Below are 21,532 nucleotides of genomic sequence, written 5' to 3' on the forward strand. Positions count from 1 at the left end.
ATATGTCTAAAAAATTAGATGCCAAAATTCCTGAAAGCCCTTTAGCGGAAAAATGGAAAAAGTATCGTTCTACTGTACCATTGGTGAACCCCGCCAATAAACGCAGTATAGAAATAATTGTGGTAGGTACTGGCTTGGCCGGAGCATCGGCAGCAGCTACGCTAGCTGAGCTTGGTTATAAAGTTAAGGCTTTTTGTTTTCAGGACTCACCCCGCAGAGCGCACTCTATTGCCGCTCAAGGAGGTATTAATGCAGCAAAAAACTATCAGAACGACGGTGACTCGGTTTATCGCTTGTTCTATGATACTATTAAAGGTGGCGATTACCGTGCAAGAGAAGCCAACGTACACCGTCTGGCTGAAGTATCTGGTAATATTATTGACCAATGTGTGGCGCAAGGTGTACCTTTTGCCCGTGAGTATGGTGGGTTGTTATCGAACCGCTCGTTTGGTGGTACTCAGGTTCAACGTACTTTTTATGCCGCCGGACAAACAGGCCAACAGTTGCTTTTAGGAGCATATTCAGGACTGGAACGCCAGATAGGAATCGGTACTGTAACGATGTACTCGCGCCATGAAATGCTCGACGTAGTAGTAATTGACGGCAAGGCTCGTGGTATTATTGCTAAAAATCTGGTAACCGGCGAACTTGAACGCCATTTCGGACACGCAGTTTTATTATGTACAGGTGGGTATGGTAACGTATTTTACTTATCGACTAACGCGATGGGTAGTAACGTAACCGCTGCTTGGAAAGCTCATAAAAAAGGTGCTTTCTTCGGAAACCCTTGTTTTACTCAGATTCACCCGACTTGTATTCCTGTATCGGGCGACCACCAGTCGAAACTTACGCTAATGTCTGAGTCATTACGTAACGATGGCCGTATTTGGGTTCCTAAAAGTAAAGATGATAAACGCGCCGCTAACGATATACCTGAAGAAGAAAGAGATTATTATCTGGAACGTCGTTATCCGGCATTCGGAAACCTTGTTCCGCGTGATATTGCTTCTCGTGCCGCTAAAGAACGTTGCGATGCAGGTTATGGCGTAGGAACTTCTAAAATGGCTGTTTATCTTGACTACGCTTCGGCTATTGAACGTTACGGCAAGATTGAAGCCAATAAAAAGGGTATGCACAACCCATCGAAAGAAGAAATTACCGCTATGGGTAAGGCTGTGGTGAAAGAAAAATACGGTAACCTTTTTGATATGTACAAGCAAATTACCGGTGAAGACCCATACGAAGTACCTATGCGTATTTATCCGGCGGTTCACTATACAATGGGTGGTTTATGGGTTGACTACAACCTCATGACTACCGTACCGGGCTTGTATGCACTAGGAGAAGCTAATTTCTCTGACCACGGAGCCAACCGTCTGGGGGCTTCTGCCTTGATGCAAGGGCTGGCCGATGGCTACTTTGTAATTCCGTATACCATTGGTTCTTATTTGTCGGGCGAAATCCGTACGAAAGCAATTCCTACCGACCACCCTGCCTTTGTTGAAGCCGAAAATGCTGTTAGAGAAAGAATCAATAAATTATTGAGTATCAAGGGTGAGCAATCGCCGGAGTCGTTCCACAAACGTTTAGGTAAAATCATGTGGGATAAATGCGGTATGGCCCGTAACGAGCAAGGCCTGAAAGAAGCTATCGAAGAAATTCGTGCCTTGAAAAAAGAGTTCTGGTCTGACCTACGCGTGATGGGTGATGCAGATGAATTTAACCCTGAACTAGATAAAGCAGGCCGTGTTGCCGATTTTATTGAACTCGGAGAACTAATGTGTATTGATGCCCTTAACAGAAACGAATCGTGTGGTGGACACTTCCGCGAAGAATACCAAACCGAAGAAGGTGAGGCCCTTCGTGACGACGAAAACTACATGTACGTAGCAGCATGGGAATATGAAAACGAAAGCCAATGGGCCTTAAACAAAGAACCTTTGGTTTACGAAAATATCAAAATTGCACAGCGTAGTTATAAATAACCCCTTTGCCCCAGCAGGGGTAATTATAAAAATTTACAATTATGTCAGAAGGTAATATGAACCTCACACTAAAAGTGTGGAGACAAAAAAATAAAAAAACAAAAGGTAACCTTGAAACCTATCAGGTAAATGGTATCTCAGAAGATATGTCTTTCCTTGAAATGTTTGACGTTCTGAACGAACGCCTTGTTTCAGAAGGAAAGGAACCTATCGCTTTCGACCACGATTGCCGCGAGGGTATCTGTGGTATGTGCTCAATGTATATTAATGGCCGCCCCCATGGCCCGCTTGAAGGTGTTACTACCTGCCAGCTACACATGCGTAGCTTCAAAGATGGTGATACCATTGTAGTTGAACCCTGGAGAGCAACGGCGTTTCCGGTTATTAAAGACCTTGTTGTTGACAGAACCGCTTTCGACCGTATTATTGCTTCTGGTGGTTATATTTCAGTAAATACAGGTAATGCACAAGATGGTAATGCTCTGCCGATTCCGAAAGAAGATGCCGACAAAGCATTTGCCGCAGCTGCTTGTATTGGTTGTGGTGCTTGTGTAGCTGCTTGTAAAAACGCCTCTGCTATGCTGTTTGTTTCGGCGAAGGTATCGCAATTGGCTTTATTGCCTCAAGGACAGCCAGAACGCCAAGAAAGAGCCCTTAAGATGGTTGCGCAGATGGACTCAGAAGGTTTTGGTGCTTGTAGCAATACTGGTGCTTGTGCAGCCGAATGCCCTAAAGAAATTTCTTTAGAAAACATTGCCCGCCTTAACCGCGAGTATCTGGGTGCAAGCCTTACTTCAACAGAAATAGAAGCATAATCTGTAAAACAGATATATACAAAAGCCTGTTATGTTTCCATAACAGGCTTTTTGTTTTTTATTGAAATAGCTTAGAGCTAATCGGTTTTTCTGGCAAATTTTTGTGCCATAATACTGGCAGCTATTAATTGTAAGGCGTGGTAAATCATGAGTGGCAGTAGTATAATGCCAACCATGGCATTTTGTGTAAATAATACCTTCGACATTACTGTACCATGCACCAACGATTTCTTCGACCCACAAAACATAACTGTAATGTTATCGGCCCTATTAAAACCCAATAGCTTGCCAATGGCATTTGTAAGCGCAATTACAATAAAAAACAAAGCCAGTAAGCCTACCATTAACAGCACAAGTTCCTGTAACGATAAACCCTTGAACAGATTTAAGGCGAATGACTTACAGAATGATGTATAAATAATAACCAGAATGACCGACTGGTCGAAAATCTTCAAGGCATTTTTATATTTATCGGCAAACCAGCCCAGCCGCCTGTTTAGCAACATACCTAAAACTAGGGGCAGTAGCACCTGAACACATAGCTTGATAATGATGCTGAGGGAATCGAAACTTTCGGTGTCGGCTACCATAAAAAAACCTACCCAGAGCGGAGTCATAAACAAGCCTATCAAGCTCGAAATACTTGCGTTAAAAATAGCTGCCGGTATATTTCCGTTAGCCATAGAAACCATCACAACCGACGACGAAACCGTTGAAGGCAAGGCAGCTAAATAAAAAATACCTAACCACAAGGTCTCCCCTTCGGCACTTGTAAAAAGGGGTTTTATCAGCAGCACCAGCAACGGAAAAAGCACAAAGGTTGTAGCCTGAATGACAATGTGCATTTTCCAGTTCGATAAGCCTTGTTTTAGCTTATCGGTGCTGAGTTTAAGCCCATAGAAGAAGAATATCCCCGAAACACCATAATTGGCTAATTCTTCCAGCGAAATAGGTTCCTGCATCAGACCGGGCGCAGGAAAATAATATGCAGCCAGTACCATCAGAATAATAGCCCCCAGAAACCAGTCAAGCCCTATCCGGCTCAAAGAAGTTTGTATCTTTTTTAACATATTGATTGTAAGATGAAATAAAAAGCCCCATAAATCAGGCTTGATTTATAGGGCTTAAAGGTATATAAATGCGCGCTTATGCGTATGTATTAAGCATTACAGGCATTACGAGCATGAGGGTATCTTCGTTTTCTGTTTTTTCGACAGGAATAATTAAGCCTGCACGGTTCGGCTGAGACATTTCGAGAGAAACCGTTTTCACACTCAGGTTATTAAGCATTTCAATCAGGAATTTAGCATTAAAGCCGATTTCCATTTCTTCGCCGTCATACTCGCACACAAGTTTCTCGGTAGCTTCGTTTGAGTAATCTAAGTCTTCGGCTGAAATTACCAGTTCATTAGCTGAAATTTTCAGACGAATCTGGTGTGTGGTTTTATTCGAGTAAATCGAAATACGTTTCAGAGAGCTTAATAATTCTGTACGTTCGATTTTCAGCTTATTCGGGTTATTCTGTGGAATAACGTTTTCGTAATCAGGGAAACGCTCATCAATCAATCGGCAAATCATTTTGATATGGCCAAAACTGAAAAAGGCATTTGAATTACTAAACTCTGCTTTTACTGGCAGAACCTCGCCCGGAAGTGATGATTTCAATAAGTTCAAAGCCTTACGAGGTAAAATCATTGAGGTACTACTAGGCGATTTTACATCTTCACGGCGATAACGAATCAGGCGGTGGCCATCAGTGGCAACAAAGGTAATGGCTTTGTCTGACGCCTGCACAAACACCCCTGTCATGGCTGGGCGTAAGTCGTCGGTGCTGGTAGCAAATATAGTATTGGCAATAGCCGAACCTAGCGTATCCGAATCCATTTCGATACTAAAGTTACGGTTCACAGGTGGCACACGCGGAAAATCGGTTGGATTTTCGCCGGCCAGTTTGTAACGGCCATTAGCTGTTACGAGTTCCGTTCCGAAAGTTTCTTCGTCAACATTGATTTGAATTGGCTGTTCAGGCAAGCTACGAAGGGTATCGAGCAATAAACGGGCAGGTACAGCAAAAGCACCAGTATCGCGAGATTCAACATCAAATTCGGTAATCATGACTGTTTGCATATCTGAAGCTGTTACAGTTAAGCTACCTTTGTCGAGTTGAAATAAAAAGTTTTCAAGAATCGGAACTATCGGGTTGCTGGCAATTACACCGTTAATGGTAGAAAGGTGTTTAAGTAGAGCGGATGACGAAACAACAAACTTCATGAGTATATGCGATTTTTCAATTAATTGTCTGATTATCAAAGTCTTATCCTCCAAAACCATGCCAAACCAAACAGTGCAGAATAAGTCAGCAAAAATAGTGAAAAATCTCTTACTACCCAAGTGGTATTTCAACAAATAGCTTACGCATACGCAGGGTTACGTAAGCTGTTGTTTGCTGCTTAAATTCAGATTACATTCAGCCTGCTTTGTACGAGTGTTTTTGCCAGCAAAGCCAGTTTAATTCTGTCTGGTACACGTATACGTTCCTGTTGGATACGGTTGGCCGAAAGCCTTTTGATTCGTTCAAAAAGTTTCAGATAATAGCAATAGGCCAAATAAACGCCTTTTCTGGCTCCGCTTGGCAGCCCCATAATTCCTCTGTATGCGTTGTCAAAGTCCTTTTGAATATCGTCTTCTATTTGTTTCTTGCTGCTAACGCTAAAATCGTTGAAATCGACGTTTGGGAAATAAACCCTTCCTCTCTCCGAGAAATCGCTTTGAATATCACGCAGAAAGTTTACCTTCTGAAAAGCTGCTCCCAGACTTTGGGCATCGGCTTTCAGTTTTTCATAGAGTTGCTCATCGCCCTCACAAAATACCCGCAAGCACATCAGCCCTACTACTTCGGCCGACCCATAAATGTATTTGTGGTAACCATTGCGGTCGTAGGCTATGTTATACAAATCCATTTCCATGCTATCCAGAAAAGCCTCTATCAGTTCGTTTTCTATCTTGTATTGTCTTACTATTTTTTGGAATGAATGTAACACCGGATTCAGGCTGATACCCTCCTCTATGGCTCTGTAAGTTTCTTCGCGGTAGCGGTCAAGCAAAGTTTTTTTATCAAAATCATGAAAAGTATCCACAATTTCGTCGGCATATCTTACGAAACCATAAATTCCAAAAATAGGGTCATGAAACTTACGGTCGAGGGTTTTTATGCCTAGCGTAAATGAGGTGCTGTAATATTCTGTAATAAGTTTACTACAACCGAACGTAGTTTTTTCAAACAATTGAAACATGCGTTTTAGTTTTTAAATGGTTGGGGCAAATTTTTATCTACGCAATTGTTACTTCTTTTTCAATACTTCCGTATTCTTTTACGACCTGACCAGCAACTACCAGTCCTGAAATAAGCGAAGGAGGTACACCCGGCCCGGGTACTGTAAGCTGGCCTGTATAAAACAGGTTTTTAACTTTTTTGTTTTTCAGTCCGGGTTTTAAAAAGGCAGTTTGTAAAAGCGTATTAGCCAAGCCATACGCATTTCCACGGAAAGAGTTATAATCATTTTTAAAGTCACTTACGGCAAAACTTCTTTTATATACTACGTGGTCACGGATGGTATGCCCCACGTATTTTTCGAGCCGCTCCATCACTATGTTATAATATTTTTCTCTGACGGCCTCTGTATCTTCTAAATCAGGGGCAATAGGAATCAGAATGAAAAGGTTTTCGGCCCCTTCGGGTGCTACGCTAGCATCAGTTTTTGAAGGAGCCGATACATAAAATAGTGGTTTTGAAGGCCATTGAGGGTGTGTATAGATTTCTTCGGCGTGTTTGTTGAAATCTTCGTCAAAAAACAGGTTATGGTGTATCAGGTTATCTACCTTGCGGTCAACACCCAGATAAAACAACAAAGACGATGGCGCCATTGTGCGGCTTTGCCAGTAGCTTTCGCTATAATTTCTGTATGGTTTATCCAGAAGTTTGCTCTCTATATGTTCGTAGTCGGCTCCGCCAATAATTATATCGGCTTCGTACTCGTTGTTCTCTGTGATAACTTTTCGGGCTATTTTATTATCGACTAATATATGTCTGACGTTTTCGTTCAGCCGGATGCTTACCCCTTTCTCTTCTGCCAGACTACACATGGCCTTTACAATTTCGTGCATACCGCCCATCGGGTACCATGTGCCTAGTGCTATTTCGGCGTAGTTCATCAGGCTATATAGCGCGGGGGTATTCTGTGGAGTAGCCCCTAAGAACAAAATCGGGAACTCCATTAACTGAATAAGTTTAGGGTTTGAAAAGAATTTACGGATATGTTTTCCGAACGAGGCAAATAAATCCAGACTGATAGCTTTCGACAATATACGGTAATCGAAAAACTCGGTTATGGATAAACTAGGTTTCCAGACAAATTCTCCGACCCCCACTTCATATTTATATTTCGATTCTTTCAGAAAAGCCTCTAGTTTTTTGCTGCTTCCCGCCTCGATACTTTCAAAGAGCGATTTCAAACCTTCCAGACTGGCGGGTAGCTCTATGGCTTCTGTATTGCTGAAAATAACTTTGTAGGATGGGTTAAGCCTTACAAGCTCGTAATAGTCTGACACCCGCTTGCCAAACTCAGCAAAGTATCTTTCAAAAACATCGGGCATCCAGTACCAGCTTGGCCCCATATCGAACACGAAGCCTTCTTCTTCAAAGACCCTTGCTCTGCCGCCAGCCATACTGTTTTTTTCCAGAATGGTTACTTCATAGCCAGCATCGGCCAACTTTGTAGCTGCCGATAAACCCGCAAAACCTGCCCCTATTACAATAGCTTTTTTCATATAATACTGATAGTAACTTGCTATTTTTATTTATAAACTATGACTGTTTAATATTGTTCAAAAAAAGTTAAACAAATTAATGATATTTTTTTACACTTCCTATTTATTTAGTAAACATTTGGCTTAAATACTAGCCCGAACAATAAAAAAACTATTGAAAGCTATTATCCAGTAGGCCTTTTAATAAAAATACCGCAGAATTGGCATGTAACTACTTTATAGCAGCTACAATAAATGGCTGTAAGGAATTGGGAAAATGGCGAACGATAACAAAGCGGGTGTAACCCTCAGGCATGAATTGGTTGTCATAGCATTGATTGTGTTTAGGTAAATAAGGGCTTCCTGAACCAGATAGATGTTTGCCCTGATAAAAGTTGCTTCTATTAGATAAACTAACTTTGGGGCTTATTGTTTACTGGTTGGGTGCTCGTCTATGCCTAAAGTGGTTAATTTGGGGTTAAGTGTGCGTGGAACAATAATAACCTGAAAGAACTTTGTTTTCATGGCATCAAAATCACAGACAAACTTATTTCTGATTTTCAAGGCACGATACACCGCCGTATAATTCACTTTTTTCTGTTCCCACCCATTAATTGCCAGATTCGTCTGAACGCATTCAATAGCCCTTTTCAGGTTCGAGAAATACACCGTAAAAGGTTCTCTTTTGCGCAAATCGTTTAATGCACCTACATACTGAATGGTTACTTCGTAAATAATAGACTGCCTCATGAAAACCGTAATTTTATGCTTAAATAAAGGGTTTGGATTTTAAACTTACGTAAGAAAACGCTTTTTATGAAAAATTATCGGATAATTTTTCTTTACAACAATATTCAGCCACACAAGGCGTTATGTATTTGTATTTCATTTAGTTATAGAGAAAAAGCCCGAACATTTTTTTGTAGGGCTTTTTCTTTTTATAAATAGCAGACTCAGGTTTAGCCTGAAATATGAAGCTCTTTACTGACGCTTTTTTTCTTCTCTGACAGACATATCCACATATTCACAAAGTTATCCACATTCGTATTTTACCTTTTCCACAATTGGTTAGTGTTACATAATCTTTAAGTTTTTTGAAGTTTTCTTAATAATAATTGAGAACTTTGCAGCCTTATTCACAAATTAGGCTAAAAGGAAGCCTCTATCACAAAAATTAAAGAAAAATGACGCTTTTCAATGTGTATCCCCTTTACGACATTGAGCCTGTAAAAGCTCTGGGTTCTTATCTTTGGGATAAGAACGGACAACAGTATTTAGATTTATATGGTGGCCACGCCGTTATTTCAATCGGTCATACCCACCCTTATTATGTCCGAAGGCTTACACAACAATTGAAAAACATTGGTTTTTACTCTAATTCTGTAAAAATTCCTTCACAAGAAGAACTAGCCGACAAACTGGGGAAAATATCTGGTTTTAAAGATTATTACCTGTTTCTGGTTAACTCAGGTGCCGAAGCTAACGAAAATGCCCTTAAACTGGCTTCGTTTTATAACGGGCGCAAGAAAGTAATTGCTTTCTCGAAAGGATTTCATGGGCGCACGTCGGCAGCGGTAGCTGCTACGGACAACCCCTCAATTAAAGCACCTATTAACTTTCATGACCATGTGCAGATTTTGCCCTTTAACGATGTTGAAGCAGTAAAAAAAGCAGTGGATAACGAAACCTGCGCGGTAATAGTAGAAGGCATTCAGGGTGTAGGTGGTATTCAGGTAGCTTCTGACGAGTTTCTGAAAGCTATCCGCAAAGCCTGTGACAAAACCGGAGCTATTTTTATTCATGATAGCGTACAATGCGGTTATGGCCGTTCGGGTAAGTTTTTCAGTTTTCAGCATAGCGGTGTAAAACCCGACATTATCTCGACAGCCAAAGGCATGGGCAATGGTTTCCCTATCGGGTCAATTCTGATTTCGCCCAAATTTGAAGCCAAACACGGAATGTTAGGCACAACCTTTGGCGGGAATCATCTGGCCTGTACGGCAGCTAATGCCGTGATTGATGTTATCAGGAAAGAAAAACTGGTGCAAAATGCAGCCACAGTAGGCGACTATTTCTTTGAAAACCTCAAAAACTTTGAGGGAATAAAAGAACTACGTGGTAAAGGATTAATGATAGGCATTGAGTTTGAAAAACCCGTTGAGCCTATCAGAAATTCATTGCTTTTTGACCATAAAATATTTACGGGCGTAGCCGGAAAGCACACGATTCGTCTGCTTCCAAGCCTTGCCCTGACAACCCATGAAGCCGATATGTTTTTAGAAGCCTTACAGAAGGTGCTGGCTAAGGTTTAACCGCTTCAATGGCTAGCAAATAGAGTTTCATTCGTTGTGCGTCGTTGGCAATCCAAGTATCATAATCTTGGATTGCTTTCAGACGTAATTCTTCCGAAACAAATCCGTCTTTCACAACCTGATTCCCACGGGTTTCTGCCACTACATTCCAGATACGAACATCTCCCTTGAATCTTTCCTGCCCTACCTCACTAATTTCATGCTGTGCTATATTTGTAATTGACTTTAACCCAATGCTTTCATAAATTTCTGTCAGGTGGTCGGCTATTTCGTTGTCATAACCGGCATCTTTCCGCCATGCTAAAAATGCCTGATAAAAATCTTGCATAGATTGGGGCGGGGCGGGCTGCCATTCAATTTTTGTATGGTTATAGTCAAGCACCGAAATTGTACCGCCGGGCTTTAGCAAACCAACCATTTGCCTGATTACTTCTTCAGGGTTGTTTACCCATTGTAAAGTACGGGCAGCTATTACCAAATCAAATTTTTCGTTGCTGGTATAGGTATTAATATTGGCTACTTCAAACGAAAGATTACTCAGATGTGCATGGTTTTTACGTGCCAGTTCAATCAGGTGTTCGCTAAAATCAATTCCTACTACTTTGCCACTTGTACCTACACGCTCGGCAATGTCGGCCGTAATGCTACCTGAGCCACAGCCAACATCGAGCACCGACATACCGTTTTTGAGTAGCCTAATCAGAGACGAATAACTGTTTTCAAGATTACGGCGGTCAAGTACCTGGCTTGCCCCCTGAGGCATTTCTGCTCTTGTTTGTGAATGCTGACTCATGTTTTATTTGATAAATGGTTAATATTGCTGACTAGACAATGAGCGATAGATTTAAAAATTGATACATTTGCTTTAGTATTTATCCCCTCAACGCTTATGGACATCCTGCTTTTAATCATTGCTATTCTTTGCCTTTTTATTGGTTTGCTTGGGGCAGTGTTACCTTTGCCCGGGCCGCCACTTAGCTTTGTAGGTTTATTAACTTTGCACTTTACCAAGTTTGCCCAGTTTAGCGAGAATCTGCTCTGGACACTCGGTATCATAACCCTGCTTGTTACTATACTCGACTACTACGTGCCTATATGGGGTATTAAAAAATTTGGTGGCACCAAATATGGCACATGGGGCAGCACGCTGGGTATTATTATTGGTATGTTCTTTGGCCCTTTCGGAATTTTCATTGGGGCTTTTGCAGGAGCCTTGCTAGGCGAGTTGTACGCCGGCTCAACGTCGTCAGCGGCTACGCGGGCAGCTTTTGGCTCGTTTATAGGCTTCATGCTAGGCATTGTTATGAAAATTGTTCTTTGCATGGTTATGATTTGGTATGCAGGCAAAGGTATCTGGCAATATTTTAATTAAGGCATCAGGAATAACCACAGGGGCTATTCCTGATTTTGTGCTTTATGCGGTTTTTTCACGCGCCCATTTTATTAATTCGTTTTCAATCTTCACAAACTGAAACCCTGCTTTTTGCAGTACTTTCTGCGAACTCAGCAAATCAGCGGGTGTATGTGCTACAACAGTCATGAGTGCAGGGTGCTGAAACGCCCACGCACAGAGGCATTGTAGTGCCTCGCTGGCATAGCCTCTCTTTCGGTAGTCTAGGCCTATGCCATAACCCACTTCTGTTTCTCCGTTAGCATCTGGCAAACCTGTCAGCCCTATTCCGCCGATTCCGGCATTTTCCTGTTTCAGTACAATAAGCCAGTTCGTAAACCATTCGTAGTGGTCGGGGTTTTTCTCAACCATTGGCAACCAATAGTTTGCCAGCGCGTCGTCGAACTCGTGCTGAAAGAAAGGCTCATTTTCGATACGAATGCCCGAAAGCCCAAGTTCCTGCGCCAATATTGGTGGCTGGTGATAGATGCGTAACTGAACTAAGTTAAGCGGGATGAGCTTTAAACGCTCAGATTCGATATAAAACATTGATTGATAGTCGATTTTTAGGTATAACAAAGAAACCTGACAGGTGAAAACCTGCCTTGAATTAAATGCCTGTGGTGGTAGAATCACACAATATCAGGCAGTCGACTATCGAGGAGTGAATTATTAAATTTCAGAGGCAATAAATTAGACTGTAAATGTATATAAATAATTTATTTTTACAATAACTGAAAAATCAGTTGCATAACTGAAAAATACGTTATACATTTGATACATGGAAGAACTAACCAAAACCGAAGAGCGCATCATGCACATAATCTGGGATTTAGGCCGATGCTTTGTTAAAGACATTATTGATAAAATAGACGATGACCCTAAACCGCCCTACAACACGGTTTCGTCGGTAGTGCGTATTCTCGAAAAAAAAGCCTATCTGGGCTTTAAGGCTTATGGCAAAACCTACGAATATTTTCCGCTGATTAGTAAGGAAGAATACGGGCAATTTTCTTTCAAAAAGGTTTTTGCCAATTACTTTAATAATTCTGCCGAAAGCCTGTTGTCGTTTATGGCAAAAGAAGAAAAACTGAGCGTAAGCGAGCTTGACAAACTCAAGAAGTTTATAGATAACCAGTAAGAAGGCCTTTATTCAACCCGAACAATTATGCTTTTTCTTTATTACCTCCTGAAAGCCTCGGCTTGCCTCGCTATTTTCTACGGGCTTTACTTCTTTGCGTTCAGGCAGTTCACTTTTCATACCCTGAATCGTTTCTACTTGCTTTTTACGCTTTGCCTGAGTTTTGTAATTCCGCTCGTTTCGTTTGAAACCACACGGGTGGTTCAGGCGGCAGAAGCCCCTCTGAGCATAGCACCTACTGGTTTTGTTATACCCGAAACTCCAGCACAAGCCTATACAGAATCCTCAAGCTATTTACCCCTAGCCAGTAATGAAGTAATAAAACCCAAAGAAGCAAAAACAGACTGGCGGATTTACCTGATTTGGGTATATACCAGCATTGCCACCTTTTTGCTTTTGAGGTTTTTGCTGAAAATAGCTAAGTTAATACACCTGAGCAAGAAGGCTGAAAAAGTAAATGGCTTATGGATTGTTCGGGTAGAGGGTAACTGGACAAATGCCTCTTTTCTGAAATATATTTTCCTGAACACAAATGGTTTAACAGCCACAGAAGAAGCGCAGATAATTGCCCATGAATGTGTACATATCAGGCATTTTCATTCGATTGATGTGCTACTCACCGAAATCTGCAAGGTAGTTTTGTGGTTTAACCCTGTGGTATATTTATACAAAAAATCGTTGACAGAGATACATGAATTTGAGGCAGACGCTAACATGGTTCGGTATTTCGACAGTAAAGATTATGCACACCTACTATTAAAGCTGGGTATTAACACTACAACCGATTTGAGTAATCAGTTCAGTTTGCATCCTTTATCGAAACGTATCCAATTTATTTTTAAAAAACGTACCGTGACTATGAAAAAGCTATTTTATTTTTTAATGCTGCCATTGGTGGGTATTGGCCTTTTTGCTTTTGCCCAGCGCAAAGAAAAACTGATTCTGGATTTAAAACGTAACCTGACAAAAACGCTGGCTACGATTCCACAAAAAATTGACTCGGCTATGGTAACACCCATAGCTTCGGCCGAAGCTATTAGCTCAAAACAGGATTCCAGCCAAAAACCTGTTGCGCTCATGAGCAACCCCCTTTTGCTATACACCCCTGAAATTGCTCTTCCAACCGACTTCAAAATGAAAGGCGGCGCAGGTCCTTATAGCATCACAATCTCTAACCCTCAAACGCCAGCTACCTATTTATTTCCGCTAGCAGAGCGTTTTATGTTAAAGGAAGCAGATATTACGATTTTTCAGAAAGAAAAAGAATTACAAAAAGGCATAGACTTTAACTTTATTTATGAAGGTGACAAACTTACTGGTGTTAGTTTTAAAGAACATATCAGCAGCCCCTCAACAGGTTTTACTGCTCATTTTAAAGAACTGCAAAAAATAAACATACTAACTACTAAAGAGGCAGGTATTATGATGCCCCCGATGGCAAGGATATCTACCACCCCAAAAAATAGTTTGTGGCGATATAACAATTTTGGCATTAACCCTCAGAGAACAACTTTTAATACCGATAGCCTGCGCACCTATCTCCCTAGCAATTTTTTGGGGAAAGAGCCGCTGGTAATTATCAACGGACGCGAATACCACCCCGAAATCTTACATAGAATTAATCCGCGAGCTTTCGGCTGGAGCTATCTGGCTAAGCCTAACGAACAACAAGCCATTGATAAATATGGCGAAAAAGCACGAGACGGCGTATTAGAAATCAGAACTACAGATGATTTTCTGTTTAAGTCAGAAAAAGAACATCAGCTAGCCCTTGATAACATCCGTCGAGAATTAAATGCCTATCAGATTTATAAAAATGATAAAATCATAAGAGTGCGATTGCTCGACGAAAACAACGAAGAGTTTGAGAGGATTGTTATTGGTGGTTTTAGAAATAACCAGCGTGTTTCGTTCGATGTACCCATAGGCGGAAAAATCTCTTATAAAATTGATGGCAAAAGCGTTACAGAAGCCGATATTATGGGTTTCGATGGCTTTTTTGAAGGCAGCAGTTCGTGGAAAAGCACAGACCAAAAAAATGGTTTTTATGGAGAGATTGACCTCCGAACAAAAAAATAATGTAGAAAATATTTCCCACATCTACGCAAAACATAATAATTACTGTTTTAGACACAAGCACTCAAAAAACCACAAATACCTGACAATAAGCAAATTACAGCAAGTTGGCGTTAAAATTGGCATATTTATTTAATCTACTGTTGAAAATTGTTTAATCACCAAATTTTCAACAGTCATGAAAATCATTAAATCATCTATCAATAGATACTTAACGTTATCGGTTTGTGGAGCTATTTTATTAAGTGCTACTACTTCATGTAATTCGTTCAAGAAATTAACCAATGAGCAAAAAGGGGCTATTATTGGCGTAGGTGCTGGTGCAGCCGCGGGTGCAGCCATTGGCAGCAAAAGCAAGAATCCGGCAGTATATGCTATTATAGGCTCGGCTGTGGGTGGTACGGCGGGCGTATTTATTGGCCGCTATATGGATAAACAAGCAGCAAAAATGAAAAAAGACCTCGAAGGGGTGGCAGAAGTAGAACGTGTAGGAGAAGGTATTAAAGTTACCATGAAATCGGGTGTATTGTTTGGGTTTGACTCTTACGGCCTCACACAACAATCGAAAGATAATCTGGCGAAATTTGCCGAAACGCTTAAAACTTATGAAGATACCAATATTCTGGTAGCAGGGCATACCGACAACGTAGGTACTGATAGTTATAATATGAAGCTGTCGGAGAAAAGAGCAAATTCAGTAGCCAGTTTCTTAAACGATTACGGCGTTAAACGCTCCAGAATGTCGGTTATTGGCTACGGAGAATCTTCGCCTCTGGCAGAGAATACCACCGAAAGCGGACGCGAACAGAACCGTCGGGTTGAGCTGGCCATCGTAGCTAACGACCAATTGAAGAAAGATGCCAAAAATGGTTCAAGCGAAGTAGCACAGAACAAATAACAGGCATTCATTATAAGTATTGTAAGGCTGCAAAATATTTGCAGCCTTATTTGTTTTATGTATTATGTATCTTTGGCTGGAATAAGTTTTTACTTAAGTTAATGTATATCTTATATTTTAAATTCTACACTTATGCTTCCACAACGTTTGCCATTTAACTTAAAACTGCCATTAGCCTTAATATCGATTACGATTATTATTTACTGGCTCAGCATTCTACAAGCCGTACTGGTTCCGTTTATTATTTCAATTATATTATCGATACTGTTATTTCCGTTGTGCGCCTGGTTCGAGAAAAAAGGTATAGGGCGTGTAGTTGCCATTACGGTTACACTTGTGCTGTTTATTCTGGCCATCGGAATGCTCGTGTATCTGGCATCGACACAAATTGCGGGGTTCTCCGAAATGATTCCACAGCTTGTTAACAAACTTGACCAAGCATACAATAACATTTTAAAATGGACTGCTGAAACATTTAATTTATCAACAGAAGTTCAGATGAATCAGGTTAACAACTACACCGACCAACTGATTAGCAATGGTGGAGCAATGGTTGGTACGGCCCTCACTACTACGTCTAATATGCTGGGCAATTTATCAATTATGCCCGTTTATATGTTTTTTCTGTTGCTGTATCGAGATTTTTTCAAGGATTTCTTCTATAAAGTATTTAAAAGCGCAACCAAAGAGCAAGTCGACGAAGTGTTAAGCAAAATATATGAGGTTATTCATAGTTATTTATCAGGGGTAATGATTGTAACCCTTATTGTAGGTACACTCAATACTATCAGTTTGCTTTTACTTGGTATCGAGTACGCCATTTTCTTCGGTTTTCTGGCGGCTATTCTGTTAATTATTCCTTATATCGGTATTCTTATTGGCTCGTTGTTGCCTATCATTATTGCATTAGTTACTAAAGACTCGCCCATGTATGCTGTTGGTGTGGCGGCTTCTTTCTTTGCCATTCAGATGCTCGAGGGCAATTTTATTACCCCTAACATTGTGGGTTCAAAAGTCAGCATCAATCCGCTGGTGGCAATTCTGGGTTTGTTGATGGGGGCTGTTTTATGGGGTATTGCCGGCATGGCTCTTTGCTTGCCTATTATTGCCATTATAAAAGTTATTTTCGACTCCGTACCTAATTTACAGCCTTATGGTTTTTTGATGGGAGAGCCTGTAAGCGAACAGGAAATGATGGAAAAGAAACGCACACGAGCCAACAAAATTGAAAAAGAAATTGTAAACGCTGTAAACGAAACCACTTCGTTTTTCAGAAAGAAGAAACAACCCAAGAAAAAAGAATAAATGCACAGGGAGGTAATCTTGCTCAAACTGTGGAAAAGGCTCCCCAAAAATCAGGCAAAATCTGATATTAATAGGCATAAATCAAATATTTACCCGTTTGGCATATAAATTTCTGTTATATAAGCATATTTAAGAACTTTAAAAACAGAAACACAACATGAAAAAAATAATCGCTCTGGCTTTTATTTCTCTTATTAGTGCATCCACCTTTGCCCAAACCAAAAGCTTCACAGCCGGTTTAAGATTAGGGGCGAATTTATCACAAGTGAGAGGGAACGATTTATCAATTACGTCGGGTAATACCGTATTTAATTTCAGAAACAACGACAACCGTGCATTCGGGTTTACAGGTGGTGTATTTTTGAGATTCGGCCGAACAGTGTTCTTACAACCTGAAATCCTGATTTCTCAGAAAGGCGGAAAATACGATTTGATTAGCAATAACGGCAACAACACAAAAACCGTTGATTTCAGAATGACGAACCTTGATTTTCCGTTGCTGGTTGGTGTTAAAATCGGAGATGTATTACGTATCAATGCAGGGCCTATTGCTACATTTAATATAGGTAACGACGGTAACCTAGGAGATGCTATCAAAGAAACTAATGGCGAAAGTGCCGAACAGATATTTAACAAAGCGGTATTTGGTTACCAAGCAGGTGTTGGGTTCGATATTGGTAAAATCAACTTCGACGTTCGCTACGAAGGTAATGTAAACGATATCATTGATGTTAAATACAAAGATGCCTCAACAGCCAGTAAGTTTGCCAGCAAAGGCAATTTGTTTCAGGCAACAATCGGGTTTCATTTTTAAACCTAGCCCTTTATGGGCAACAACATAGCTGACTAAATATAAACAACCTTTTATAAATAAACTGTTTTTAACAATGAAAAAGAAAGTCATACTAGCTTATGCTTTAATAGCAATCGGAACTTTAAGCTTTAGTGCTTGTTCCAGAGAAGAAAAAAGAGATGCGGCCGACGCTGCGCAAAATGCTCAGGATAAAGTTGAAAACGCAGCCGACAAAGCCGCAAGCGACATTAAAGATGGTGTTGAACAAACAGCCGACGAGGTGAAGAAAGAAAAAGATGAAATGACGGCCAAGCTGGAAGAACAACGCAAAGAACTGAAAAAAGAGATTGATGAAGCGGAAGACAAAATAAAAACTGCTACTGCTAAAGAAAAAGAACGTTGGCAAGAAAGAAGAGATAAACTGAAAGCTGAAATGAACGATATTGATGATTCAATAAAGGAAATCAGAAGCGACATCAAACAAGACTGGAAAGATTTCAAGAAAAAACTTAACCAGAAAATTGATGATATTCAGAAAGATATTGAATAATAATAGGTGGTTTAGATTAGTAGCAATGGTTGGAAAAGCAGCGGATTTTATCTGCTGCTTTTTTGCTTTTTATGGCTTGGTGCTGCCCTATTACTTTACTTACTAATACCTCTAAAAAATGAGTACGTCTGCCGCGGTTGGTTAGGTGTGGTAAGTAACAACAACCAAAACGGAAATATGTTATGTTTGGTAAATTAGTCGAAAAGACTGGAATATTCATAAGAAATGCTTCTACGAGCGCGTGCTTTACTATCTGGAAGAAATTTAATTCGTAGTTCTGAGGTAATCAAAACCTAGCATTCAAGGTTATAATAACATAATACTCAAGATTAGTGAAATATTATGAAACCGTACTACTCCGTAGATAATCGTGAAAATTACTTGGCAAGGCCAAGCCGCCGATGCAATTAAGCAAGCTCAATCTTTTACATATAAATAATTATGTAACATTAGCCCCGAACTTACCTTAAAATGTATGGCAGTATTTACGAGCTGCCTGATAGCTTTTACTAATAACCCACAACAAAAAAAGTATTGGTTAAGGTATTATTTATATTGACCAGCAACAGCTCTGCCAAAACATTAAACCATGCTCTGCCCTGAAAACTATAAAACATGATTGCTATACGTACCTAATAGTTATACAAATTTTAAAAGCCTATAAACACATATTATTACAAAGCAAAAGCGGCAGAAGTTAGAATTTAACCTCTGCCGCTTTTGTATTTATTTTTAATAAGCTAGGCCCGCTTTATGAGCCCTACTATAAATAGCACTACTAAGGCCCCTATAATGGCTCTGATAATATAGGCAATAGTGCCTGTACCAATAGAAACGCCTAATACTCCGAATAGCCAGTTACCGACAACGGCGCCGACTATACCAACGACGATATTACCAAATAAGCCAAAACCAAAGCCTCGTTTGATTTCGCCAGCCAGCCAGCCAGCTATACCGCCAATAACGATTGCATACAATAATCCTTCCATACTATTATTGTTAAAGGGTTTAAAATAAATTTATAAAAGATTTGATTAGATATAACTCTCCTTATCAGGAGAATAAAAAGTTTGTGTGTTTTTAGTATTTGTGTGTATTTAGTAAGCTAAAGTTTTACATCAAATCCTTAAAGTGAACTATCTATCGAGGCGTATGAGAGTGGTTTCTCAATAAAGTTATAAGCCCCGATTTCCAAAGCCTTTTCTTTTAGTTTTCCAACAGCAGTTATCATTACTATCTTGGCTTCAGGTAGTAATTTTTTAAATTCCGGCAATTTTTCAATACCCAAACCATCTGGTAAGTTATTATCTAGAAATATCCACTGCGGTGCTAAGGTACTTGCTTTCTCAAAACCATCTTGCAATGTATGAGCATGAAAAGATTCTATTCCTTTTTTTCTCAAATACATTTTAATCAATAAGCAGGTATCAATTTCGTCATCTACTATTAGGGCAGATAATCCGTTTTCTGAGCTTTTCATCTTTGCACAATATAATCTTCATAATAATATACAATATATATTAAAAAACCGTGCCAGCATATTTTACCCACACATATTACGCGCCGTACCACGATTCCCACAGTATGGGCAAAAAGTTCTACAATTAAGCCCTTTATAGCCAAAGAAAAACCCTCATACACAAGTTGGAACAGGATTTTTAGTTTAATAGGCATAATTGAAAACTTTTTAAACATCAGACTATTATGAAAAGTACTTCGAAAATCCTGTTAGGAGTTGTTACAGCAGCAGCGGCTGGAGCAGTTATCGGAATGTTGTTTGCTCCAGATAAAGGACATGAAATTCGCTCAAAAGTAAAAAGAACAGCTAACGAATTAGCTGACGAGCTACTGAACGCTATCCGCCGTGGAAAGAACCAATATCAAGAGGCTAAAGACGATATACGTAACAAAGCTTACGAACTGAAAGGCAAAGCACAGCAAAAAGCTGAAGAACTGGCAGACGACGCAGAAGAACAGTATAACACTGCCAAAAAAAAATTTCAAGTAGGATAAATCCTAACGCATATTTTATCTGATGAGTCAGGGCTTAGGCTCTGGCTCATCTTTAACTTATAAACACCTTTGTTATGGAACTTTACAGTGAAATCAAGGAAAAAACTGAAGATATATTTGACGACCTGACAAACCACCTTGAAGCCCGTTGGAATTTAGGAGTGTTGAATGCCGCCGAAAAAACAGCCAGTGCTATTTCGTCGGCTGCTTCTGTTTTGGTATTAGGTGTTATTACAGTATTTGTCTTATTCTTCATGAGTTTGGGTGTTGCTTGGCTTATAGGGCGAAGCCTTAATAATCTGGCGGCTGGTCTTTTTGTAGTTGCAGGTATTTACGTTGTTATAGGTCTTATTGTATTTCTTATGAGAGATACTTTCATTAAAATTCCAGTTATTAACTCTTTTATCAAGAAGTTTTACTATGAAGACTAAGATACGAAACATTGATGACCTACGGGCAGAAAGGGCTCGCCTCAAAAACGAGATTTCATTAACAAAAACCCACCTAAGAGCAAGTATCGAGGGTATTAAGGAAGAACTTAGCCCTGCACGCCATGCTGTTGGTTTTCTAGGCAATTTCCTGACTAATCGCAACAAAGGTATTCTGAACATTGGAGTTGGTATTGGTATTGATACAATTATCCGAAACGGCATTTTAAGAAGAGCCCCGTGGCCTCTGAAATGGGTTGTACCCTTCTTGCTAAAAAACTACGCCGGAAACATGATTCAGGCCAATAAAGATACGCTGGTAGAAAAGGGTTTAACATGGGTCAGAAACCTCACAGATGATGAACCTACACATAAACCAGACGAGGAAGAATATAAACCGTCGATGATAGAAAAAGCCCTTATGTGGGTAAAAGATGTAACTGAAGAAAAACCGCCCACCTCTACACTAACAGAGGTAAAGGGCGTATATATAGAAGAAAAGCCTTCTCTTGTAGAAAAGGCCCTTATGTGGGTAAAAGACGTAACCGAAGAAAAACCAAAAACGGTTAAAGTAATTCATGTAAACGGCCAAGCTCCTGTTACAACTTTGTCGGAATAGTGGCTATATTGAACCAGAATTTGTTCAGTTCTCCAATTACCTTCATTAAACCCTCAAAAGTAGAGGGTTTTGTGATAAAACAGTTAGCTCCCAGAAAGTAACAGTTCTTAATGTCTTCCGGCGAATTAGAAGTAGTCAGTATCAGAATAGGTATGCTCCTGAACTTCGGATTCTCTTTAATTTCTTTTAGTGCCTCTCTGCCATCTTTTTTAGGCATATTCAAATCTAAAAGAATGATACTTGGTAGTTTTTTGGTTTTTTGCAGAAAATCAAGTAGCTCCTGACCGTTATCAACAAACGATAACGGCGCGTCTATTCCGCTCTCTTCAAAGGCCGACTTCAACAAAAATTTGTCATCTTCATCGTCATCTGCGATGAGGATTGATAATGTACTCATTCTA

General features: G+C 40.1%; 23 protein-coding genes. 13 read left to right on the forward strand and 10 right to left on the reverse strand.

The features are described 5' to 3' along the window. Nucleotides 1-2: 2 nt before the first annotated feature. A complete protein-coding gene (locus WAA15_RS07540) occupies nt 3-1,985 on the forward strand; it encodes a fumarate reductase/succinate dehydrogenase flavoprotein subunit (protein WP_337042103.1) in 1,983 nt (660 codons plus the stop codon). Nucleotides 1,986-2,041: 56 nt separating this feature from the next. Beyond that, complete coding sequence (locus WAA15_RS07545) at nt 2,042-2,800, forward strand: succinate dehydrogenase/fumarate reductase iron-sulfur subunit (RefSeq protein ID WP_337042170.1); 759 nt, start codon at nt 2,042-2,044, stop codon at nt 2,798-2,800. A gap of 77 nt (nt 2,801-2,877) precedes the next feature. On the opposite strand, the gene WAA15_RS07550 is transcribed toward WAA15_RS07545, so the two are convergent. From WAA15_RS07550 to WAA15_RS07570, 5 genes are all read right to left on the reverse strand, one after another. Continuing rightward, nucleotides 2,878-3,870 carry a bile acid:sodium symporter family protein gene (locus WAA15_RS07550; protein WP_337042104.1) on the reverse strand — a complete coding sequence of 331 codons (993 nt, stop codon included), beginning with the start codon at nt 3,868-3,870 and terminating at the stop codon, nt 2,878-2,880. A gap of 76 nt (nt 3,871-3,946) precedes the next feature. After that, nucleotides 3,947-5,071: a DNA polymerase III subunit beta gene (gene dnaN, locus WAA15_RS07555; RefSeq protein ID WP_337042105.1), complete on the reverse strand. Its 1,125-nt coding sequence runs from the start codon at nt 5,069-5,071 to the stop codon at nt 3,947-3,949. 185 nt (nt 5,072-5,256) lie between these two features. Then, a complete protein-coding gene (locus WAA15_RS07560; protein WP_337042106.1) occupies nt 5,257-6,093 on the reverse strand; it encodes a phytoene/squalene synthase family protein in 837 nt (278 codons plus the stop codon). A gap of 37 nt (nt 6,094-6,130) precedes the next feature. Beyond that, entirely contained in the window at nt 6,131-7,627 is a 1,497-nt protein-coding gene (locus WAA15_RS07565; protein WP_337042107.1) for a phytoene desaturase family protein, read from the reverse strand. 405 nt (nt 7,628-8,032) lie between these two features. After that, nucleotides 8,033-8,356, reverse strand: coding sequence for a hypothetical protein (locus WAA15_RS07570; protein WP_337042108.1), 324 nt, complete (start codon nt 8,354-8,356; stop codon nt 8,033-8,035). A 434-nt stretch (nt 8,357-8,790) separates the two neighbouring features. On the opposite strand from WAA15_RS07570, the gene WAA15_RS07575 reads away from it, so the two are divergent. After that, nucleotides 8,791-9,918: an aspartate aminotransferase family protein gene (locus tag WAA15_RS07575; RefSeq protein WP_337042109.1), complete on the forward strand. Its 1,128-nt coding sequence runs from the start codon at nt 8,791-8,793 to the stop codon at nt 9,916-9,918. On the opposite strand, the gene WAA15_RS07580 is transcribed toward WAA15_RS07575, so the two are convergent. Beyond that, nucleotides 9,908-10,711, reverse strand: coding sequence for a class I SAM-dependent methyltransferase (locus WAA15_RS07580; RefSeq protein WP_337042110.1), 804 nt, complete (start codon nt 10,709-10,711; stop codon nt 9,908-9,910). The two genes, WAA15_RS07575 and WAA15_RS07580, sit on opposite strands and share 11 nt — an antisense overlap. A 96-nt stretch (nt 10,712-10,807) precedes the next feature. Between WAA15_RS07580 and WAA15_RS07585 the strand changes: the two genes are divergently transcribed. Next, complete coding sequence (locus WAA15_RS07585) at nt 10,808-11,290, forward strand: DUF456 domain-containing protein (RefSeq protein ID WP_337042111.1); 483 nt, start codon at nt 10,808-10,810, stop codon at nt 11,288-11,290. A 42-nt stretch (nt 11,291-11,332) separates the two neighbouring features. On the opposite strand, the gene WAA15_RS07590 is transcribed toward WAA15_RS07585, so the two are convergent. Continuing rightward, complete coding sequence (locus WAA15_RS07590) at nt 11,333-11,857, reverse strand: GNAT family N-acetyltransferase (protein ID WP_337042112.1); 525 nt, start codon at nt 11,855-11,857, stop codon at nt 11,333-11,335. Between the two features lie 232 nt (nt 11,858-12,089). On the opposite strand from WAA15_RS07590, the gene WAA15_RS07595 reads away from it, so the two are divergent. The 6 genes from WAA15_RS07595 (at nt 12,090) to WAA15_RS07620 (ending at nt 18,071) form a co-directional block, all read left to right on the forward strand. After that, complete coding sequence (locus WAA15_RS07595; protein WP_337042113.1) at nt 12,090-12,449, forward strand: BlaI/MecI/CopY family transcriptional regulator; 360 nt, start codon at nt 12,090-12,092, stop codon at nt 12,447-12,449. Between the two features lie 27 nt (nt 12,450-12,476). After that, entirely contained in the window at nt 12,477-14,528 is a 2,052-nt protein-coding gene (locus WAA15_RS07600; RefSeq protein WP_337042114.1) for a M56 family metallopeptidase, read from the forward strand. Between the two features lie 175 nt (nt 14,529-14,703). Next, nucleotides 14,704-15,423: an OmpA family protein gene (locus WAA15_RS07605; RefSeq protein WP_337042115.1), complete on the forward strand. Its 720-nt coding sequence runs from the start codon at nt 14,704-14,706 to the stop codon at nt 15,421-15,423. Between the two features lie 132 nt (nt 15,424-15,555). Further along, entirely contained in the window at nt 15,556-16,728 is a 1,173-nt protein-coding gene (locus WAA15_RS07610; RefSeq protein WP_337042116.1) for an AI-2E family transporter, read from the forward strand. A gap of 157 nt (nt 16,729-16,885) precedes the next feature. After that, the gene (locus tag WAA15_RS07615; RefSeq protein ID WP_337042117.1) at nt 16,886-17,542 is read left to right on the forward strand and encodes a porin family protein; all 657 of its coding nucleotides are present in this window, start codon (nt 16,886-16,888) and stop codon (nt 17,540-17,542) included. Nucleotides 17,543-17,615: 73 nt separating this feature from the next. Then, nucleotides 17,616-18,071 (forward strand): hypothetical protein, encoded by a 456-nt coding sequence (locus WAA15_RS07620; protein WP_337042118.1) that lies wholly within the window; start codon nt 17,616-17,618, stop codon nt 18,069-18,071. A gap of 740 nt (nt 18,072-18,811) precedes the next feature. Here the strand turns inward: WAA15_RS07620 and WAA15_RS07625 are convergent. Both WAA15_RS07625 and WAA15_RS07630 read right to left on the reverse strand, forming a co-directional pair. Beyond that, complete coding sequence (locus WAA15_RS07625; protein WP_337042119.1) at nt 18,812-19,060, reverse strand: GlsB/YeaQ/YmgE family stress response membrane protein; 249 nt, start codon at nt 19,058-19,060, stop codon at nt 18,812-18,814. Between the two features lie 137 nt (nt 19,061-19,197). Next, a complete protein-coding gene (locus WAA15_RS07630) occupies nt 19,198-19,551 on the reverse strand; it encodes a response regulator (RefSeq protein WP_337042120.1) in 354 nt (117 codons plus the stop codon). Nucleotides 19,552-19,775: 224 nt separating this feature from the next. Here WAA15_RS07630 and WAA15_RS07635 point away from each other — a divergent pair, with 224 nt between their 5' ends. The 3 genes from WAA15_RS07635 to WAA15_RS07645 all read left to right on the forward strand — a co-directional run bounded on the left by WAA15_RS07635 (nt 19,776) and on the right by WAA15_RS07645 (nt 21,131). Further along, nucleotides 19,776-20,084 (forward strand): YtxH domain-containing protein, encoded by a 309-nt coding sequence (locus tag WAA15_RS07635; RefSeq protein ID WP_337042121.1) that lies wholly within the window; start codon nt 19,776-19,778, stop codon nt 20,082-20,084. Between the two features lie 74 nt (nt 20,085-20,158). Continuing rightward, complete coding sequence (locus tag WAA15_RS07640) at nt 20,159-20,515, forward strand: phage holin family protein (protein WP_337042122.1); 357 nt, start codon at nt 20,159-20,161, stop codon at nt 20,513-20,515. Continuing rightward, complete coding sequence (locus WAA15_RS07645; protein WP_337042123.1) at nt 20,505-21,131, forward strand: hypothetical protein; 627 nt, start codon at nt 20,505-20,507, stop codon at nt 21,129-21,131. Before WAA15_RS07640 ends, WAA15_RS07645 begins: the two co-directional genes overlap by 11 nt. On the opposite strand, the gene WAA15_RS07650 is transcribed toward WAA15_RS07645, so the two are convergent. Beyond that, complete coding sequence (locus tag WAA15_RS07650; protein WP_337042124.1) at nt 21,112-21,528, reverse strand: response regulator; 417 nt, start codon at nt 21,526-21,528, stop codon at nt 21,112-21,114. The genes WAA15_RS07645 and WAA15_RS07650 overlap by 20 nt on opposite strands. Nucleotides 21,529-21,532: the final 4 nt, after the last annotated feature.

The organism is Emticicia sp. 17c, assembly GCF_037153985.1.
In the GTDB taxonomy this organism is placed as follows: Bacteria; Bacteroidota; Bacteroidia; order Cytophagales; family Spirosomataceae; genus Emticicia.

Excerpts from the sequence above, each read along its gene's own strand:
- WAA15_RS07650 (WP_337042124.1), bottom strand. The coding sequence starts at position 21,528 with ATGAGTACATTATCAATCCTCATCGCAGATGACGATGAAGATGACAAA.
- WAA15_RS07545 (WP_337042170.1), top strand. The coding sequence starts at position 2,042 with ATGAACCTCACACTAAAAGTGTGGAGACAAAAAAATAAAAAAACAAAA.
- WAA15_RS07640 (WP_337042122.1), top strand. The coding sequence starts at position 20,159 with ATGGAACTTTACAGTGAAATCAAGGAAAAAACTGAAGATATATTTGAC.
- WAA15_RS07580 (WP_337042110.1), bottom strand. The coding sequence starts at position 10,711 with ATGAGTCAGCATTCACAAACAAGAGCAGAAATGCCTCAGGGGGCAAGC.
- WAA15_RS07605 (WP_337042115.1), top strand. The coding sequence starts at position 14,704 with ATGAAAATCATTAAATCATCTATCAATAGATACTTAACGTTATCGGTT.
- WAA15_RS07625 (WP_337042119.1), bottom strand. The coding sequence starts at position 19,060 with ATGGAAGGATTATTGTATGCAATCGTTATTGGCGGTATAGCTGGCTGG.
- WAA15_RS07630 (WP_337042120.1), bottom strand. The coding sequence starts at position 19,551 with ATGAAAAGCTCAGAAAACGGATTATCTGCCCTAATAGTAGATGACGAA.
- dnaN (WP_337042105.1), bottom strand. The coding sequence starts at position 5,071 with ATGAAGTTTGTTGTTTCGTCATCCGCTCTACTTAAACACCTTTCTACC.
- WAA15_RS07600 (WP_337042114.1), top strand. The coding sequence starts at position 12,477 with ATGCTTTTTCTTTATTACCTCCTGAAAGCCTCGGCTTGCCTCGCTATT.
- WAA15_RS07635 (WP_337042121.1), top strand. The coding sequence starts at position 19,776 with ATGAAAAGTACTTCGAAAATCCTGTTAGGAGTTGTTACAGCAGCAGCG.
- WAA15_RS07590 (WP_337042112.1), bottom strand. The coding sequence starts at position 11,857 with ATGTTTTATATCGAATCTGAGCGTTTAAAGCTCATCCCGCTTAACTTA.
- WAA15_RS07620 (WP_337042118.1), top strand. The coding sequence starts at position 17,616 with ATGAAAAAGAAAGTCATACTAGCTTATGCTTTAATAGCAATCGGAACT.
- WAA15_RS07645 (WP_337042123.1), top strand. The coding sequence starts at position 20,505 with ATGAAGACTAAGATACGAAACATTGATGACCTACGGGCAGAAAGGGCT.
- WAA15_RS07610 (WP_337042116.1), top strand. The coding sequence starts at position 15,556 with ATGCTTCCACAACGTTTGCCATTTAACTTAAAACTGCCATTAGCCTTA.
- WAA15_RS07565 (WP_337042107.1), bottom strand. The coding sequence starts at position 7,627 with ATGAAAAAAGCTATTGTAATAGGGGCAGGTTTTGCGGGTTTATCGGCA.
- WAA15_RS07550 (WP_337042104.1), bottom strand. The coding sequence starts at position 3,870 with ATGTTAAAAAAGATACAAACTTCTTTGAGCCGGATAGGGCTTGACTGG.
- WAA15_RS07570 (WP_337042108.1), bottom strand. The coding sequence starts at position 8,356 with ATGAGGCAGTCTATTATTTACGAAGTAACCATTCAGTATGTAGGTGCA.
- WAA15_RS07595 (WP_337042113.1), top strand. The coding sequence starts at position 12,090 with ATGGAAGAACTAACCAAAACCGAAGAGCGCATCATGCACATAATCTGG.
- WAA15_RS07540 (WP_337042103.1), top strand. The coding sequence starts at position 3 with ATGTCTAAAAAATTAGATGCCAAAATTCCTGAAAGCCCTTTAGCGGAA.
- WAA15_RS07560 (WP_337042106.1), bottom strand. The coding sequence starts at position 6,093 with ATGTTTCAATTGTTTGAAAAAACTACGTTCGGTTGTAGTAAACTTATT.
- WAA15_RS07615 (WP_337042117.1), top strand. The coding sequence starts at position 16,886 with ATGAAAAAAATAATCGCTCTGGCTTTTATTTCTCTTATTAGTGCATCC.
- WAA15_RS07585 (WP_337042111.1), top strand. The coding sequence starts at position 10,808 with ATGGACATCCTGCTTTTAATCATTGCTATTCTTTGCCTTTTTATTGGT.
- WAA15_RS07575 (WP_337042109.1), top strand. The coding sequence starts at position 8,791 with ATGACGCTTTTCAATGTGTATCCCCTTTACGACATTGAGCCTGTAAAA.